This window comes from Rhodococcus oxybenzonivorans (assembly GCF_003130705.1).
GTDB classification, from domain to species: Bacteria; Actinomycetota; Actinomycetes; order Mycobacteriales; family Mycobacteriaceae; genus Rhodococcus_F; species Rhodococcus_F oxybenzonivorans.
In genome coordinates this window covers 2,109,075-2,124,342 of the sequence record NZ_CP021354.1, presented here as the reverse complement: position 1 = coordinate 2,124,342, position 15,268 = coordinate 2,109,075, and the positions used below count along the sequence as shown (strand labels likewise).

The following is a 15,268-nucleotide window of genomic DNA, read 5'->3' as shown; positions in this document are numbered from 1 at the left end:
GGTGCTAGGGTCGGCTTGTTCTGACACGGGGTGCTCCGCACGGGCGGGGCTGAGATCACACCCGGGAACCTGCTCAGGTAATGCTGACGAAGGGATGTCATTGTAGTGAACAGCTCTGTCCATGATGCCGTCGTCGTGGGCCGGCACACCAGATTCACGGACCTCTTGTGGGACCGGACCACGGTGTTGCGGGACGCGATCGACGAGCTCGAATTTCTCCGCCGACTCGGTGACGGCACGCTTCCGCTGGACGTGTTCCGCACGTACATCGAACAGGACTTTCTGTACCTCACCGGGTACGCGAAAGCGCTGTCGCTGGTGGCCGCGCACGCTCCGGACCCCGTCGCCGCCGGCTTCTGGGCCAACTCCGCCGCCACCGCCGCCACCGTCGAGGCCAGCTTGCACCAGAATCTGCTGAGCGGCGGAAAGTTGCCCGCGTCGGACGCTCAGCCGCAGCATTCGCAGGCCTGTCTCGGGTACGTCTCCTATCTGACGGCCGTCGCCGCCACCGAGCCGTATCCGGTTGCCGCGGCTGCGGTACTGCCCTGCTTCTGGATCTACGCCGACGTGGGACGACGACTCGCCGCCAGCGCCCGCGAGGTGCTCTCCGCGGACCCATCGCATCCGTACGCGCAGTGGGTGACCACCTACGATGCCGAGGAATTCCACGCTGCCGTGGCCACCGCCCGCGAACTGGTGGACGCTGCCGCCGACGCCGCCACCGAAGCGCAGCGTGAGGCCATGATCGAGGCGTTCGTCGTCGCCAGCCGGTACGAACTCCTGTTCTGGGATACCGCCCTGAACGAGCAGAAGTGGCCGAAGTCGTGACGTTCTTCGCGCGCACGAAGCGCGCCGCCGCTGCAGCCGTCGTCCTCGTGTCCGCACTCTCCGTACTGGCCGGGTGCGCCGACAACGGGTCGTCGGGCGACACCATCAGATTCGCCCTCGACTGGACGCCGAACACCAATCACACCGGTTTGTTCGTCGCCCTCGAACAGGGCTATTTCGCCGACGCCGGACTCGACGTGGAGGTTCTGCCGTACAACGACACGTCCCCTGACACGCTCGTCGACGCCGGCAATGCCGAGTTCGGCGTGAGTTTCCAGAGTTCGGCGACCTTCTCCAAGGCTGCGGGTGCCCAGACGAAGTCCGTGCTCGCACCTCTGCAGCACTGGGCCACGGGCATCGCGGTCAGGGCGGACCGCCCCGACATCACCCGCCCTCGGGACTTGGACGGCAAGATCTACGCGGGCTTCGCCGACCCCGACGGCGAAGCGACGCTGAAACAGATCATCCGGAACGACGGCGGCAAGGGTGAATTCACCACCGTCACCCTCGGCACGTCCGCGTACGAGGCGGTCTACTCCGGCACCGCCGACTTCACCGTGTCATTCTTCGCGTGGGAAGGCATCGAGGCCGAGCACCAGGGAACGCCGATGCGGTACTTCCACTACACGGACTTCGGATTTCCCGACGCGTATGCACTCGTGATCGAGGGCAACGAGGGATGGATGGCCGAGCACCCCGAGGAGGCACGGAAGTTCGTCCAGGCCCTGCAGCGGGGCTACCAGTTCGCGGCCGACCAGCCCGATCAGGCCGCGCAGATGCTGATCGACGCCAATCCCGGTGCGTTCCCGGACGAGTCGCTGGTGCGGGAAAGCCAGCAGATGCTCTCGTCCCAGTACATGAAGGATTCCACCGGGACCGTCGGTACACAGACCACGGAGAAGTGGGCGGGGTACTCGGGATTCCTGTTCGAGCACGGCTTGCTGACGGGACCCGACGGAGCGCCGCTGACCGCCGAGCCCGACTGGTCGACATATTTCACCAATGAGTACCTCGACACACCCTGAGACGAGTTCGCGTTCCGCGGGGCCGGGGACGTCCTCGGTCCTGCGGCGGGGACTCCCTGCGCTCGTGGTCGTCGTGGCGCTGGTGGTCACGTGGCAGATTTATGTCAGTGTCAGCGGAATCCGTCCGCAGGTGCTGCCGTCGCCGCTCCGTGTCGTCGCGCAGGGGTGGCGGGCTCGCGACGTCATCGCCGAACATGCCTCCGCCACCCTTCAGGTCACCATCATCGGCTTCGCGGTGTCTCTGCTGTGTGCCTGGGCGCTCGCGGTTCTGGTCGATTTCTCGCCGTGGCTGCGGCGCGCGTTCGTGCCGCTGTTCGTGGTGTCGCAGACACTGCCCATCATCGCCATCGCACCACTGATGATTATCTGGTTCGGCTTCGGCTTACTGCCCAAGATCCTCGTCATCGCGCTCGCCACCTTCTTCCCGATGACGATCGGCCTGATCGAAGGGTTCGCGGCGGCAGATCGGGAGGCCGGATCATTGCTGCGCAGTATGGGCGCGTCCCGGTGGCAGGAGTTCCGCTACGTCCGGCTGCCCTCGGCAATTCCGCGTTTTTTCACGGCCTTGCGGATCGGCATCACCTACGCCGTCGTGGGAGCGGTGTTCGCCGAATACGTTGGCGCTACCTCGGGTCTGGGCATTTACATGGCCACCCAGAAGAACTCGTTCCGGACCGACCTGGTGTTGGCCGCGGTGCTCGTGACCGCGGTGATCAGCGTCAGCCTCTACCTGCTCACCTTCGCGGTCGAACGCGCCGTCGCGCCGTGGATCGCCGCCGAGAGGGGCCACAATGACTGACGACGCGCGAGTCGAACTGTGTGGGTTGTCCAAGGCCTTCCCCGTCCGCGGCGGCGTCCGGCCCGTACTCGACACTGTGTCGTTCACCGTCGAACCGGGCGAGTTCGTGTCGGTCATCGGACCGAGCGGGTGTGGGAAGAGCACAGCGTTCGCGATGCTCGCCGGCCTCGACCGACCCGACTCCGGCACCGTCACGATCGGCGGCACGCCGGTGCCCGCGGCCGGTGGCGGTTCGGCACAGTGTGCCTACATGCCGCAGAAGGACCTTCTGTTCCCGTGGCGCACCGTTCTCGACAACACCACCCTCGGTCTCGAGGTGCAGGGCATGCCCCGACGTGACGCACGCGAACGCGCCCGCGCCCTCTTCCCCGTGTTCGGCCTCGCCGGATTCGAGGACGCGCGACCCAGCCAGTTGTCGGGCGGGATGCGGCAACGCGCTGCGATGCTCCGCACCGTCGTTCAGGAGCGCCCAGTTCTCCTCCTCGACGAACCATTCGGTGCCCTGGATTCTTTGACCCGCACCGAGATGCAGGCCTGGTTGCAGGAGGTGTGGCAACGCTATCGGTGGACGGTGTTGATGATCACCCACGACATTCGTGAAGCCGTGTACTTGTCGGACCGGGTGGTCATCCTGTCTGCAAGACCGGCCACCGTCCGGCGTGAGGTGACCGTGGATCTGCCCCGCCCCCGGGAGCTGTCGATGATGACGTCGCCGGAGTTCGCGGACGTCGAACACGAACTTCTCGAGGTCTTGCACGAGGAGTCGAAGCGCGCGCTGGTCGAGCAGGAGTCGCGGCGAGGCTGACCACGCCGCGCCCCCGCTCGAGCAACGTCACGTCACAACAGCGCCTTTTCCAGTTCCGCGAGCGCCGTTTCGAGATGGATCAGAATCCGCTGCAAACTCGGGACCGATCGTCGACATCCCACCACCCCGAAGTCGAGATTGCCACCGTTGTTGGTGAGGGTGATGTTGAGGGCCTGGCCGTCCAGCACCACCGACGTCGGATAAAGCCCGTCGAGACGGGACCCGTTGAAGTACATCGTCTTCGGCGGTCCGGGAACGTTGGAGATGATCACATTGAACGGCGGCGGCGTGAGGCGCACCACGCCCGGAATTGGAGTCAGGGCGATCGGCGACATGTTGACCGCCGACCACGCCAGCGCCTGCATCGGGGTGAGACTGCTGAACAACTCTTTTCCCTGGGACATGGACGCCGAGATGGCCGACAGCCGATCGGCCGGGTCCTCGATGTCTGTCGCCAGATTGCACAACGTGACTCCCACGGAGTTGCCTCCGGCGTCCACCTTCTTCTCGTCACGCAAGGAGACGGGAACCATGGCGATGAGCGGCGCGTCCGGCAATCCGTCCTGTTCGGTCAGGTAGTGGCGCAACGCTCCGGCGCACATGGCGAGCACGACGTCGTTGACACTCACCCCCGCCGACTTACGCACGGCGTTGACGCGCTCGAGCGACCACGACTGGGCGGCGAAACGCCGCGCGCCCCCGATCGGGACGTTCAGCATGGTCCTGGGCGCCTCGTACGGGAACTTCATATCGTGTTGTCCCAGCGCGGTACGGGCGATGCGCAGGGATGCCGGGGCGAGACCGGCCACCTCACCGACCGTTCGACGGAGGCCGCCGAACACCGATCCGAGGTCCAGACCGCCGCCGCTGTCCGGTTTCTTCTCCCCACGCGGCAAGTTCCACGGCGGCGGGGCATCACGCACCGTGGGGTCCGTGGTCAGCGTGCGTTGCAGCAACCGGAACCCGGATACGCCATCCATCAGCGAATGATGCAATTTGGTGTAAATCGCGAACCGTCCGTCGCTGAGCCCCTCGATCACGTACATCTCCCACAAGGGGCGGTGACGGTCGAGGAGCGTGCCGTGCAGCCGGGAGGTGAGCGTGAGCAGCTCCCGAACCCGGCACGGCGCCGGCAACGCCGAATGCCGAACGTGGTATTCGAGATCCACGTTGTCACCCTCGTCCGCCCACCACAGGTTGCCGACGCTGCCGACGGGACCTTGCGGCTTCTTCCGGAACGTGGAGTCGACGGTCGTGTGCGACAGCATGGTGTCGAGCATCGTCTTCACGTAGTCGGGCCCGGCATCCTCGGGCGGAGTAAACAATTCGAGCGACCCGACGTGCATCGGATGCTCCCTCGATTCGCCTAACAGGAATATCGAATCGGTAACCGGCATTATCCCCACCTGGACGTTCACCCCCGCTCGGTCACTATCCCATTACGACTTTCCTGTGGATGGTACGTCGGGCGTAGCGTCCGTGCGCACAACTCCGATATAGATCGTGCGGCGCAAAAAGGGTGACTCCAACCACGGGCGTCACCGAACGACCGCGGACCGAAGGAGGCAGGCCATGAGCACTGCAGCTGCGGAGTTCTGCCCCTCGCCGCTACCGCTGACCCGGCGCGACTTCGTCGGGACCAGCGTGCAATCCGCTGCCCTCGCGCACACCCTCCGGCGCACCGTCCGGCCGTTCCTCGACGGCTGGGCCCGCTACCCCGACCTGCCGTGGCCCACCGGGGTGGTCGACTATCTCGGGTACTCCCTCGGCCCCGTCCGCGGGACCCAGCGGAGGCCGATCCGACTCCCCCACTGCCGCGCCGAATGGATCCGCCCCGCCGGCGAGAACGGCAACCGGGCCATCTTGTACCTGCACGGCGGCGCCTTCCTGTGTTGCGGAATCAATTCGCACCGGCAGATGGTGTCTCGTATCTCGACCGAATCCCAGGCGTCCACCTTGAACGTGGCTTACCGGATGATCCCGCAGAATCCCATCCGTGCGGCGGTGGACGACGGGGTCGACGGCTACCGCTGGCTTCTCGCGCACGGCTACACCGCCGATCGGATCGTCATTGCCGGCGACTCCGCGGGCGGTTTCCTGACATTCATGGTGACGCTCGAAGCATTACGGCAGGGACTTCCCCGCCCCGCCGCGGATGTCGCGCTGTCGCCGCTGACCGACCTGGACCCGGTCAACAAGCTGGCGCACCCCAACGCCGACCTGTGCGCGGTGTTCCCCCGCCGTGCGGTCGGCGCGTTGTCGACACTCATCGAACGCCTCGATACCCGCGGCGGGCACCAACCGTCCACCTCCCCCGTGGACGGCGACCTCGCTGCGATGCCGCCCGCGCTGATCCAGACCGGTTCACAGGAAATGGTGTACGTCGACGCGGAGTTGATGTCGCAACGACTCTCCCAGGCGGGTGTCCCGTGCGAACTGCAGATCTGGGAACGCCAGGTGCACGTCTTCCAGGCCGCTGCGGGGCTGCTCCCGGAGGGCAGAAAGGCGATTCGGGAGATCGGCCGCTTCATCCGTGAGTCCACACCCGTGAGCACTTCTGCACACCCCGCTGTTAACAAGTACTCACGGGTGAGTTAGCCGTCACGACGCGAAGAGGATGGCGGACGCAGCGACAGCCACCCCGGCTCGCGCGGACAGCGACGTGCGGCGGAAGAACTTGTCGAGTAGAGACATCATTACCCCCGGTCGGAGCGATATGGACACCGATCGATCGTGATCGTGGGGGCTGTACCGAACAAGAGTTCTCGTCAACGTGCGCCGAACCCGGCAACTATCGAGCGAACCCTCCGGATGCGCTCGGCGGGCGTACACGTGCGGCGTTCGAGCAGGCCACCCTCTATGGTGGACGCATTTGGACGCCGACGACAGGTAGCGAATGGACGACAGAACCGTAGCGATCGGGGCACTTGCGATTGCCGCTGTATCCGCGGTCTCGGGCATCATGGTGGGCGCTGCGGGCGGGGTGTTCGACAGCAGTAATGCGTATGTGGCGCCGCCCCCGCTGTCCTCGGAGGGCTTGCAGGCCGCCGGTGCTTACAGCGCCGAGCCCGCGACCTACCAGGTTTTCGTGCCACCGACCCCGACGTGGCAGATGGCGGACCTCACCACACCGCGAGCGATCCCGGTTACCACCGAGCCCGCCCCGACCACCACGTTGCCGCCCGCGGCGGCGCCCCTGCCTCCGGCCCCGGTTGCGACGATCGTTCCTCGCCCCACCGTCAACGTTGCCCCCGTCATCCAGCCTCCGGTCGCCCGGGCGCCCGTCACTCAGCCCCCGGTCACCCAGCCCCCGGTCACCCAGCCCCCGGTCACGCGCGCGCCGGTGATCACCACCACCGAGGCGCCCGACGCACGGGCCTCAGCGGGAATTCCCGCCCAACCTGCCCCGACCACCACCACGACGACCCGTCCGGTGATCACCATTCCGCCGGTGACCACCCGTCCGCAGCGCTGAACGTCGCCGTACCGTCGCGAAGATTCGTGATGGTGTGACGCGTCGAGCCGCCTGTAAGGTGGCTTCCCGCCGGATCGGGGGGGATCCATTCGGGGACCGAGAGTGGCCGGCATGGGAGGGCTTCACATGAGTGACGAGTACGACCACCGGGCGAGTGGCGAGAACTTCCAGTCGGAGCAGTGGGACCACCGCGCGATCAGAGGCGCCGTCGAGGCGATGTCGCCGGCGACGTCCGAGTCGGTGGCGGCCGCCTGGGACGAGATCGGACGCCGATTCCAGGACTCGATCACCGCATTTCATGACGCCACCCGGGATGCGCTCGCGAGCGGGTGGCGGGGACCCGCTGCCGGGGCTGCCGCCTCCGCAATCGACTCCTACGTCCTTGGCGCGCACCCGGCGGGTGAAGGCTTCCGCGACGTCGGGGCGGCGTTACGGGAGGCAATTGCCGGGGCCGAGGCGGTCCGGGCGGCTGTCGGCGAACCGGTCGGGTACGCCACCGACTGGACGCGGGTGATGCCGTGGAATTGGAGCGGTGAAGCCGAATCCGTGGCTGCGGAGGACGCGGCGAAAGCCGCGATGGGCTCTGTCTACTCGTCGGCATACCAGACTGCGGGCGCACAGCTCCCCAACCTGGATGCTCGAACGCCCGACGCAGCCGAGATCACTTCGACGCACGCCGCCACCGCTGGCCAGCCCGTCGGATTCGACTACGGCCCCAACGGAATCCACGGGATTCCCAGCGATCCACAGGTAGCAGAAGACACTCGCTCGGAGGACTCTCCTAAAGAGTACCGACGAAGTGAAAGCCCTCACGACGATGTCACCGACGCACCCCGACAGCACGATGTGCCCGCCGGAACGGGCTCGGGGTCCGTGGCGGGTGCGGCCCTGGCCGGCGCCGTCGGCGGCGGGGTCGCTCAGTACGCGCACCGGGTGGTCGCTGCCCACCAGGCGTCGGCAGCCGCGCTTGCCCAGAAGCCGGCTGCGAAGTCTCAGTCGACGGGCACCGGTGAGCAGGCGCCCGCAGAGGAGCCCACGTATCTCGAGAACATCGATCCTGGGAGTCCGGTCATCGGCCCACTGCCCCACGTGTCCCCGGCTGTGATCGGCCGCTGAGCATGACGCAGTGGACGTTGAGCGTCGGGCAATTCCCGGCGCTGTGGGCGAAGACCGGACAGGATCGTCTCCCGTTCCCGTTCCGTGGTGGGAGCCGACAAGCCGACGCCGCGGAGTATGCAGTTGAGCAGAGCAGAGTCAGGGACGAGTTCTCCGGTCCCGAACACGACCACCTCGCGGCCGCGCTCGTCGTACTCGCCGAGCCGGAACTGCGGATCGAGATTTCGGGTTGTCTGGGCGAAGGCAGCCACACCCCGATCCGACTGCTCGGGGCGACGGCCCGCGGGCACGCGATCGCCGCCCAGCAGCATGCCGGCGCCGAAGTGGTGCTCCGCCGCTGCGAGCCCTACGACCTCGGCCGCCAGCTGATTGCCCAGCTTCCGGACGTCAACGCCGGCCACGCCCCCGGCACCGTGGTCACCCGCGCCGAGATGACCGGACCAGCAGAGCGGTCTGTGCGGTCCCGTGCGGTAACGAAGCTGCTCGAGCAGTCATCGACGAGCCAGGGCACCATCGCGGTGATCCGAGGTGGGCGGCACTCCTCGCAACCAGTGGGCGGTCTCGCCTGGCGCGACATCGACGGCGACGGTCGCTACCTGGTGTGGGGTGATACGACGGTGGCGGTGGAGCCGGGCACGTCCTGGGACCTCCTCGCCGCAGTCGACCGGCTGACCGGACGTATCGACGCCGGGCACCCCGTCTGAGCGTTTCGTCCCCTCCCGCGCTGCGGTGTCGGCGTTCGCGACTACCGTGTAGGGCGAAAGTAGGTGACCCGTGGCCGAGCCGGACGGAGCAGACATGCAGGACTTCGATCTGGACGTCAGCGTAAATCGCGATTGGGCCGAGTTCCAGCGTCGCCTCGCCGACTACCTGGCAGCGATGCACGACGAGGACCTTCTGGTACTCGAATCGGGCTTCGAGGAGCTCGACGAATCTCGTGGACTGATGCCCTGCATCCAATTCGTCGTCTGGGACGGCGACACGGTGCGCTGCGAGGTGCCGTCCAACCACTATCTGCACCCCGACCGCATGTTGTCGAACGCCGAACAGCACTACCTCACCGAGTTGGGCTGGAATCGACCGACCCGCGGTCCGGACGACGAGGCGGACGACGGGTCGCCCGCGTTCTTCGTCGACAAGAAGCAGTCGTGGTCCGATCAGCTCGCCGCGATGACCGTCGCCGCGTTCCGGGACGTGTGGGGAGTGACGCATCCGGCGTTCCTGAGCACCGAAACATCCAGCACCGACCCGGCCGCGGCATTCGATCCCGTCGCGGTGCGTCCGCCCCTGGTCACCCAGCTCGATCCCGCCGCAGCAGTCGTCCCACGCGACGCGGAGCATCTCCACGAGCTGATCACGCTGTCCCTGGTCCCGATGCTCGGCCTGCTACCCGAGCGGGACCCCGACGGCGACGTTCCGATTCGGGTCGGCAACACCATCCTGTTCATCGGCCCGCTCGCCGACTCGGTGGATGTTCAGCTCTTCGCGCCGCTCATCCACGACATCAGCGACCGCACCCGGGCAGCCGAGGTCACCGCGGACCTCAACCGGACGTGGTCGCGGATCAAGTTCGTGCTAGTGGACGATCGGTTGTCGGCGTTCCTCGAGGTGTCGGGCAATCCGTTCGTCCCGCAGCACCTCACCGACAGCTGCAAGGTGTTCTCCGACTTCCTGAGGACCGTCGACGGTGACTTCGCGGCGCGGTTCGGCGGACAGCTGTTCTTCCGCCGGGACGACGACCCCGACGAGAACACCATCATCGTCGAAAGCCGCATGACGGCCGCCGAACTGCCCAACGAACTGCTCACGTTGTTCCACCTCGACCCCGAGGGCGACGGCGGTACCGATGCCGCGGTCGTCGCCGACGTCTGCGGTCACGACCGCGACCTCATCGTGTCGCTGCTCAACACCGGCACCGAGTGGGTCGCGCAGCTCCGCCGGGACGCCGACGAATTCCGTCAGCACGCCGAGACTGCGATGGCCGAGACGTCCGATTCGCATGCCGACGGCTGGGAGCGGGTAGTCGGGGATCTGCGTGACGCGCTGCGCACGATCGTCCTTCCGCCCCCTCATCCAGCTTCCGAAACGAAGCCCCGGCCGGAGCAGATGGGGCTGTTCAACAACCCGGAAGAGCAGACCCTTTTCGACGACCCGTCGTCCTGACGGCCCTCTTCTGTGATTGGTCCGGTCTACGCGAAATGTGGCGTAGTGTCGGCACTATCGGCGCCGTCCAGGTTCCGCTGTTCAGGGATGAGTCCATGGCCGACAAATCGCCCCGCAATTCCATGTCCAAGAAGTCCGGTAAGTCGTTGAAAGAAAAGCGCGCCGACAAGAAGTCGAAGTCGAACGGGCAGGTCGATCCAGAGATCGTCTCGCACGTCAAGAAGCGCTGACCCTTACCAGTGCGCCGTTGTGGTAGTTCCGACTACCGTGACGGCGCACTGTGCTGTCCCCAGCCCGCACCCGTCGCCATCGGGGCCCGAGTGCTCGCCCAACCGGCCGCCCGGCCCGTCGCCTATATTAGGGTACCCAAAGTGCTCGAAAGGACCCTGCCTCATGCCTCCCACCCTCAGTCGACGTGCCGTGTTGTCCCTGACGTTCGCGACCGTCGCAGGTCTTGCCGTGTCAGCATGCGGCTCGGACAGCGACTCGTCACCCGCCGCAGCCGGTGAAAACGCCTCTGGCGCAGAGCCGGGGGCCTTTCCGGTCACCATCGACCACGTGCACGGATCCACGACGCTGACCCAGGCACCGACACGGGTCGCTGCTGTCGGCATCGGCGACGCCGACGTTCTGCTCTCCCTCGGCGTGATTCCCGTCCTCGTTCCGGTCTGGAAGGGTTCTGTCGACGACGGTATCGGCCAGTGGGCCGACGCGAGCCTGGGCGGGGCCGACCCGATAGCGCTGGCCAACGCCACCAGCTCATTCGACGTCGAAACGATTGCCGCATCGACTCCCGACCTCATCGTGGCGGTGAACAACGCGATCAACGAGAGCACGTATCAGCAGCTCAGCGCTATCGCCCCGACCGTGCTCCATGCGGCCGATCAGACCGACTGGGTGCTGCCGTGGCAGGAGGTGACCCAGCGGATCGGTGCCGCGGTCGGGCTGCCCGAACGCGCCGCCGAGCAGGTCCGTGAGGTGGAGGAAGCCGTCGTTCGCGCGCGCACCGCCAACCCTCACTTCGCCGGCAAGTCGGCCGTCCTGGTGACGGTCCGTGGTGACGGGTCGCTGCGTGCCTTCAGCCCCTCCGCTGCTCGCAGCCAGCTGCTCACCCAGCTCGGTTTCGTGCTGCCCGCCGCATTGAGCACCCGCTTCGACAACGCGCTCTACTTTGACGTCTCCCCCGAAAACCTCGACCTCTTGGACGGCGATGTGCTGCTCGTCGACAACTACGACGCGGCCCGCGAGCGACTCACGTCCCTGCCGGCGTTCACCAATCTCGAGGTCGTGCGATCCGGTGGGCTCGTCGGACTCGATCCCGTCGTGAGCGATGCCGTGTCGATGCCGAACCCGTTGACCATCCCGTTCGTTCTCGACCAGTTCGTCGAGAAGATCAAGCGGACACCCGTCGGGGCATAATCGCGCGCACGGCTCCGGCGCGGGCCGTCCACACGGCGAGGGCGGCGGTGGCGGCGAACACGGCAGCGGACACCGCCACCCAGGAGGTGGCCGCTGGGACACGACCGAGGTCGACGAGGTCGAAGATCGCCCCCACCGCCAGCGACCCGAGCAGGCAGAGCATCCCTCCGATCGTGTTGAGCATCCCGAAGTGTGCACCCAGATTGGTCTCGCCGGCGAGGGCGCCGATCGTGTCGCGCATCGGAGGAATCATCAGCATCTGTCCCAGGTGCAGTACGACCACCCACACTGTCAACAGGACGATCTGGATCAGCGGCGCAGCCGCCTGCCCGGCGCCGGCGACCGGAGCGAGGAATGACACGGCGATCAGGGTCAGCCCGCCGAGGATTGCCGCCCGGTGCCCGATGCGGTGGGCACAGGCCACCGTCGGAGTCTGACCGACGATCACGAACACGGCGGCTCCGACGTAGAACCAGCCGAGGGCGGCCTGCGAGCCGAGCCCCCGCTCGAGTTGGTCCGGCAGCATCAGATACAGCTGGCTGTAGGCCAGCAACTGGAAGCTGCACAGCGCGGCGAACACCAGAAAGCTCTTGTTGGTCAGCACACTTCGCCACACGAACCGCAACGTGGTCGCCTCCCGCACTGCCACGGCGGCGTCGTCATCGGCGGGCAGCCAACGGTAGAAACCCACCCACATCGCCGCGAACAACATCGCCGCCGTGACCGCGGTCCACGAGAACGGGAAGGCCAGTAACACGGCCCCCAGGGCGGGCCCGATCACCGTTCCCGTGCGGCTGCACATCTGTTCCATCGCGAAGAGATCCGTGCGCCGCATGACGCCCTGCTCTTGCAGCTTTCTGCCGTACACGGCATTGGCCGACTCGACGGCCGGGGCGAAGAGTGCGGCGGCGACGCCGATCAGCAACACGCCCACAACCACCGCGATCATCGTGTCCGAGAACCCGAGCACCAGGAAGCCGACCACCCGAATCGCGATCCCCACGAGCACGGCCGGGCGGACACCGAACCGATCGGCCACGCTGCCGCCCAGAAAGAACATGCCCTGCTGGCTGAACATCCGCAGACCCAGGACGAGCCCGACGGCCCAACCCGCGAAACCCAGGTCGTCGGACAGGTGGACTGCGAGAAACGGGACCACCAGGTAGAAGCCGACGTTGAACAAGACCATCGACGACAGCAGCAGTTTCACCGGCGGCGGCAACGCCCGAGCCCGAGGAAACACACCCTGGAAGCGGGTAGGCGAAGAAGGAGAAGGCGGCGGCACAACTCACCACCCTATGGCGCACGGGTATTTCTCGGTGCGCCACGTCCGGCCTATCGCGTCGTGGGCACCAACCGCCACAGCGACGTCACTTCCCGAGCGCGCGCGGCATGCAGTGGGTCGGTGCGGTCGGCAACCTTTCCGTGCCGCGGCGTCACGTCGCGGCGTCCGGCGACGGTAAGTCCGGCTTCGTCGAAGAGGGCCAGAAGTTGGTCCCGGCTACGCAGTCCCAGATGCTCGGCGATGTCGGAGAGCACGAGCCAGCCCTCGCCCCCGGGTTCGAGGTGCTCGGTCAGACCCGCGAGGAAGCCGCGGAGCATCGCGCTGTCGGGGTCGTAGATGGCGTACTCGATGGGCGAGGTGGGTTTCGCGGGGATCCACGGCGGATTGCACACCACCAGGGGCGCACGACCTTCAGGGAACAAGTCCGCCTCCACCAGCTGCACGCGGTCCGAGTAGCCGAGTCGCTCCAGATTGGCCCGGGCGGAGGCGAGGGCCTTCGAATCAACCTCTGTGGCAAGTATTTTCTTCACGCCGCGGTGGGCGAGTACCGCCGCGAGCACACCCGTTCCGGTGCCGATGTCGAATGCCATCTCGAGCGACGGCAGCGGGGTGTCCGCTACCAAGTCGACGTATTCGCCGCGGATCGGGGAAAACACGCCGTATCCGGGATGAATTCGGGCGCCCAGGGCCGGAATGTCGACGCCCTTCTTCTGCCATTCGTGGGCACCGATGGCGCCGAGCAGGTCGCGCAGGGTGGTGACCGTGGGCTGATCGCTCGGCCCGTAGGCCTCCAGCACGGCCTGCCGCACGTCGGGGGCCCGTCGCAACGGAACGGACTGATCGGCGTCGAACGGGACCAGCAGCATGCCGAGAATGCCCGCCCGCCTCGACTGCGTCTGCCGGTGCAAGTGAAATGCGGTCGCGGGGTCGTCCGAGGCCTTGCGCGGTTTGCGGTCGGTACGCTTCGCGACGGCGACGGACAGTTGCCGGGCGTTGTGAAAGTCACCGCGCCACAACAACGCCGTCCCCTCGCAAGCGAGACGGTAGGCCTCGTCGGCCGTCATGGTGTCGTCTGCCACCCGGATCTTCTTCGGCGGCCTCGCACCGCTGGTAGACCGCCACACCGCCGAATGCTCGGTGCCGTCCTCGGTCCAGCGGACGAACTCGTTCTCCATGAGGGAGAGCGTAGGCGCTGCGCGCCCGTGAGTGGTTAACGAGTGCAGGGACTCGTTAACCACTCACGGGCGGAGCCGCCTACCTGGCTGCAGCGATCCGGGCCTCGGCGACGGCGTCGGCTGCGGCGCCGGCGAGGATGCCGTTCCGTCGGGCCGTGTCGAGGATCTCCACGACGGTGTCGAAGATCTTCTCGACCTGCGCGCGGACGTCGGTTGCCGGGGTGCCGATGCGTTCACCGGCCACCTGGATGATGCCGCCGCCGTTGGCGACGTAGTCGGGCACCCACGTGATGCCGCGTTCGCCGAGGTCGTGCTCGACCGCGGGGTGGGCGAGCTGGTTGTTGGCGGCACCGCAGATCACCTCGGCGGTGATCGCGGCGACAGAGGTGTCGGTCAGGGTTGCGCCCATCGCGCACGGCGCGTACACGTCGAGTTCCTGATCGATGACGCTCGACGCCACCTTCACCTCGGGGAAGTCGCGGACCACCCGATCGAGGGCGGCGGCGTTGACGTCGGTGGCGACCACGGATGCGCCGTCGGCGAGCAGCAGCTTGATCAGCTGGTAGCCGACCTTGCCGGTGCCCTCGACGCCGACGGTGCGCCCGGCGAGGCTGGGGGTCCCCCACGTGGCCTGGGCGCCGGCCTTCATGGCCTGGAAGACACCGAGCGCGGTCATCGGCGCGCTGTCGCCGGATCCGCCGGCGGACGTGTTGCGTCCGACGACGTAGTCGGTGGCGCGGCCCATGACGTCGAGGTCGTCGGAGTTGGTGCCCACGTCACCGGCGGTGATGTACCGGCCGCCGAGGGTCTGGACGAAGCGGGCGTACGCCTCGAGCAGCGCCTCCGACTTGCCGGTGGCCGGGTCGCCGATGATGACGGCCTTGCCGCCGCCGAGGTCCACTCCGGCGATCGCCGACTTGTAGGTCATGCCCCGCGACAGCCGCAGCACGTCCTCGAGCGCGGCGGCCTCGTCGGCGTACGGGTAGAAGCGGGTGCCCCCGAGGGCGGGTCCGAGGGTGGTGTCGTGAATCGCGACAATCGCCTTCAGACCGGTGGCGGGATCCTGGAAGAACGTGACCTGCTCGTGCGCCGAGTCGGCGGGAAAGTCGGTGCGTCCGAAGACACCAGCCTTCTCGGGCAGCGCAGTATCGGTACGTTCGACGGTGAGAGTCATCTTT

Annotated in this window: 16 protein-coding genes and 1 riboswitch; of the genes, 11 read left to right on the top strand and 5 right to left on the bottom strand. The window is 67.1% G+C overall.

Translation table 11 applies throughout. From position 1 onward, the window contains the following. Positions 1 to 16: 16 nt before the first annotated feature. A riboswitch (TPP riboswitch) is annotated at positions 17 to 112 on the top strand. The 4 genes from CBI38_RS10220 (at position 106) to CBI38_RS10205 (ending at position 3,457) form a co-directional block, all read left to right on the top strand. Continuing rightward, entirely contained in the window at positions 106 to 828 is a 723-nt protein-coding gene (locus tag CBI38_RS10220) for a TenA family protein (RefSeq protein ID WP_109334980.1), read from the top strand. It overlaps the preceding riboswitch by 7 nt. Then, the gene (locus tag CBI38_RS10215; RefSeq protein ID WP_109334981.1) at positions 825 to 1,853 is read left to right on the top strand and encodes an ABC transporter substrate-binding protein; all 1,029 of its coding nucleotides are present in this window, start codon (positions 825 to 827) and stop codon (positions 1,851 to 1,853) included. Before CBI38_RS10220 ends, CBI38_RS10215 begins: the two co-directional genes overlap by 4 nt. Continuing rightward, positions 1,831 to 2,652, top strand: coding sequence for an ABC transporter permease (locus CBI38_RS10210; protein ID WP_109328554.1), 822 nt, complete (start codon positions 1,831 to 1,833; stop codon positions 2,650 to 2,652). The genes CBI38_RS10215 and CBI38_RS10210 overlap by 23 nt, the downstream gene beginning before the upstream one ends. Next, complete coding sequence (locus tag CBI38_RS10205; RefSeq protein ID WP_109328552.1) at positions 2,645 to 3,457, top strand: ABC transporter ATP-binding protein; 813 nt, start codon at positions 2,645 to 2,647, stop codon at positions 3,455 to 3,457. Before CBI38_RS10210 ends, CBI38_RS10205 begins: the two co-directional genes overlap by 8 nt. Before the next feature lie 32 nt (positions 3,458 to 3,489). Here the strand turns inward: CBI38_RS10205 and CBI38_RS10200 are convergent, their stop codons facing one another. Further along, positions 3,490 to 4,854 (bottom strand): WS/DGAT/MGAT family O-acyltransferase, encoded by a 1,365-nt coding sequence (locus CBI38_RS10200; protein WP_109328550.1) that lies wholly within the window; start codon positions 4,852 to 4,854, stop codon positions 3,490 to 3,492. A gap of 175 nt (positions 4,855 to 5,029) precedes the next feature. Between CBI38_RS10200 and CBI38_RS10195 the strand changes: the two genes are divergently transcribed. Further along, entirely contained in the window at positions 5,030 to 6,055 is a 1,026-nt protein-coding gene (locus tag CBI38_RS10195; protein ID WP_109328548.1) for an alpha/beta hydrolase, read from the top strand. A 3-nt stretch (positions 6,056 to 6,058) separates the two neighbouring features. Here the strand turns inward: CBI38_RS10195 and CBI38_RS40100 are convergent, their stop codons facing one another. Continuing rightward, positions 6,059 to 6,181, bottom strand: a complete 123-nt coding sequence (locus CBI38_RS40100) for a hypothetical protein (RefSeq protein ID WP_257792474.1) — start codon at positions 6,179 to 6,181, stop codon at positions 6,059 to 6,061. A gap of 172 nt (positions 6,182 to 6,353) precedes the next feature. On the opposite strand from CBI38_RS40100, the gene CBI38_RS10190 reads away from it, so the two are divergent. The 6 genes from CBI38_RS10190 to CBI38_RS10165 all read left to right on the top strand — a co-directional run bounded on the left by CBI38_RS10190 (position 6,354) and on the right by CBI38_RS10165 (position 11,630). Next, on the top strand, positions 6,354 to 6,932 hold the full coding sequence (locus tag CBI38_RS10190; protein ID WP_109328546.1) for a hypothetical protein: 579 nt from the start codon (positions 6,354 to 6,356) through the stop codon (positions 6,930 to 6,932). Between the two features lie 126 nt (positions 6,933 to 7,058). Next, positions 7,059 to 8,048, top strand: a complete 990-nt coding sequence (locus CBI38_RS10185) for a hypothetical protein (protein ID WP_109328544.1) — start codon at positions 7,059 to 7,061, stop codon at positions 8,046 to 8,048. A 2-nt stretch (positions 8,049 to 8,050) separates the two neighbouring features. Beyond that, positions 8,051 to 8,752 (top strand): ESX secretion-associated protein EspG, encoded by a 702-nt coding sequence (locus CBI38_RS10180; RefSeq protein WP_109328542.1) that lies wholly within the window; start codon positions 8,051 to 8,053, stop codon positions 8,750 to 8,752. A 70-nt stretch (positions 8,753 to 8,822) separates the two neighbouring features. Continuing rightward, positions 8,823 to 10,211, top strand: a complete 1,389-nt coding sequence (locus CBI38_RS10175; RefSeq protein WP_109328540.1) for a T3SS (YopN, CesT) and YbjN peptide-binding chaperone 1 — start codon at positions 8,823 to 8,825, stop codon at positions 10,209 to 10,211. A 95-nt stretch (positions 10,212 to 10,306) separates the two neighbouring features. Beyond that, positions 10,307 to 10,441 carry a hypothetical protein gene (locus CBI38_RS40095; protein WP_257792473.1) on the top strand — a complete coding sequence of 45 codons (135 nt, stop codon included), beginning with the start codon at positions 10,307 to 10,309 and terminating at the stop codon, positions 10,439 to 10,441. A gap of 163 nt (positions 10,442 to 10,604) precedes the next feature. Beyond that, a complete protein-coding gene (locus tag CBI38_RS10165) occupies positions 10,605 to 11,630 on the top strand; it encodes an ABC transporter substrate-binding protein (RefSeq protein ID WP_109328536.1) in 1,026 nt (341 codons plus the stop codon). On the opposite strand, the gene CBI38_RS10160 is transcribed toward CBI38_RS10165, so the two are convergent. The 3 genes from CBI38_RS10160 to CBI38_RS10150 all read right to left on the bottom strand — a co-directional run bounded on the left by CBI38_RS10160 (position 11,605) and on the right by CBI38_RS10150 (position 15,264). Further along, on the bottom strand, positions 11,605 to 12,840 hold the full coding sequence (locus CBI38_RS10160; RefSeq protein WP_230990142.1) for an MFS transporter: 1,236 nt from the start codon (positions 12,838 to 12,840) through the stop codon (positions 11,605 to 11,607). The two genes, CBI38_RS10165 and CBI38_RS10160, sit on opposite strands and share 26 nt — an antisense overlap. Positions 12,841 to 12,965: 125 nt before the next feature. After that, positions 12,966 to 14,090 carry a methyltransferase gene (locus CBI38_RS10155; protein ID WP_109328534.1) on the bottom strand — a complete coding sequence of 375 codons (1,125 nt, stop codon included), beginning with the start codon at positions 14,088 to 14,090 and terminating at the stop codon, positions 12,966 to 12,968. A 79-nt stretch (positions 14,091 to 14,169) separates the two neighbouring features. Next, entirely contained in the window at positions 14,170 to 15,264 is a 1,095-nt protein-coding gene (locus tag CBI38_RS10150) for a Glu/Leu/Phe/Val family dehydrogenase (RefSeq protein WP_109328532.1), read from the bottom strand. Between the last annotated feature and the right edge of the window lie 4 nt (positions 15,265 to 15,268).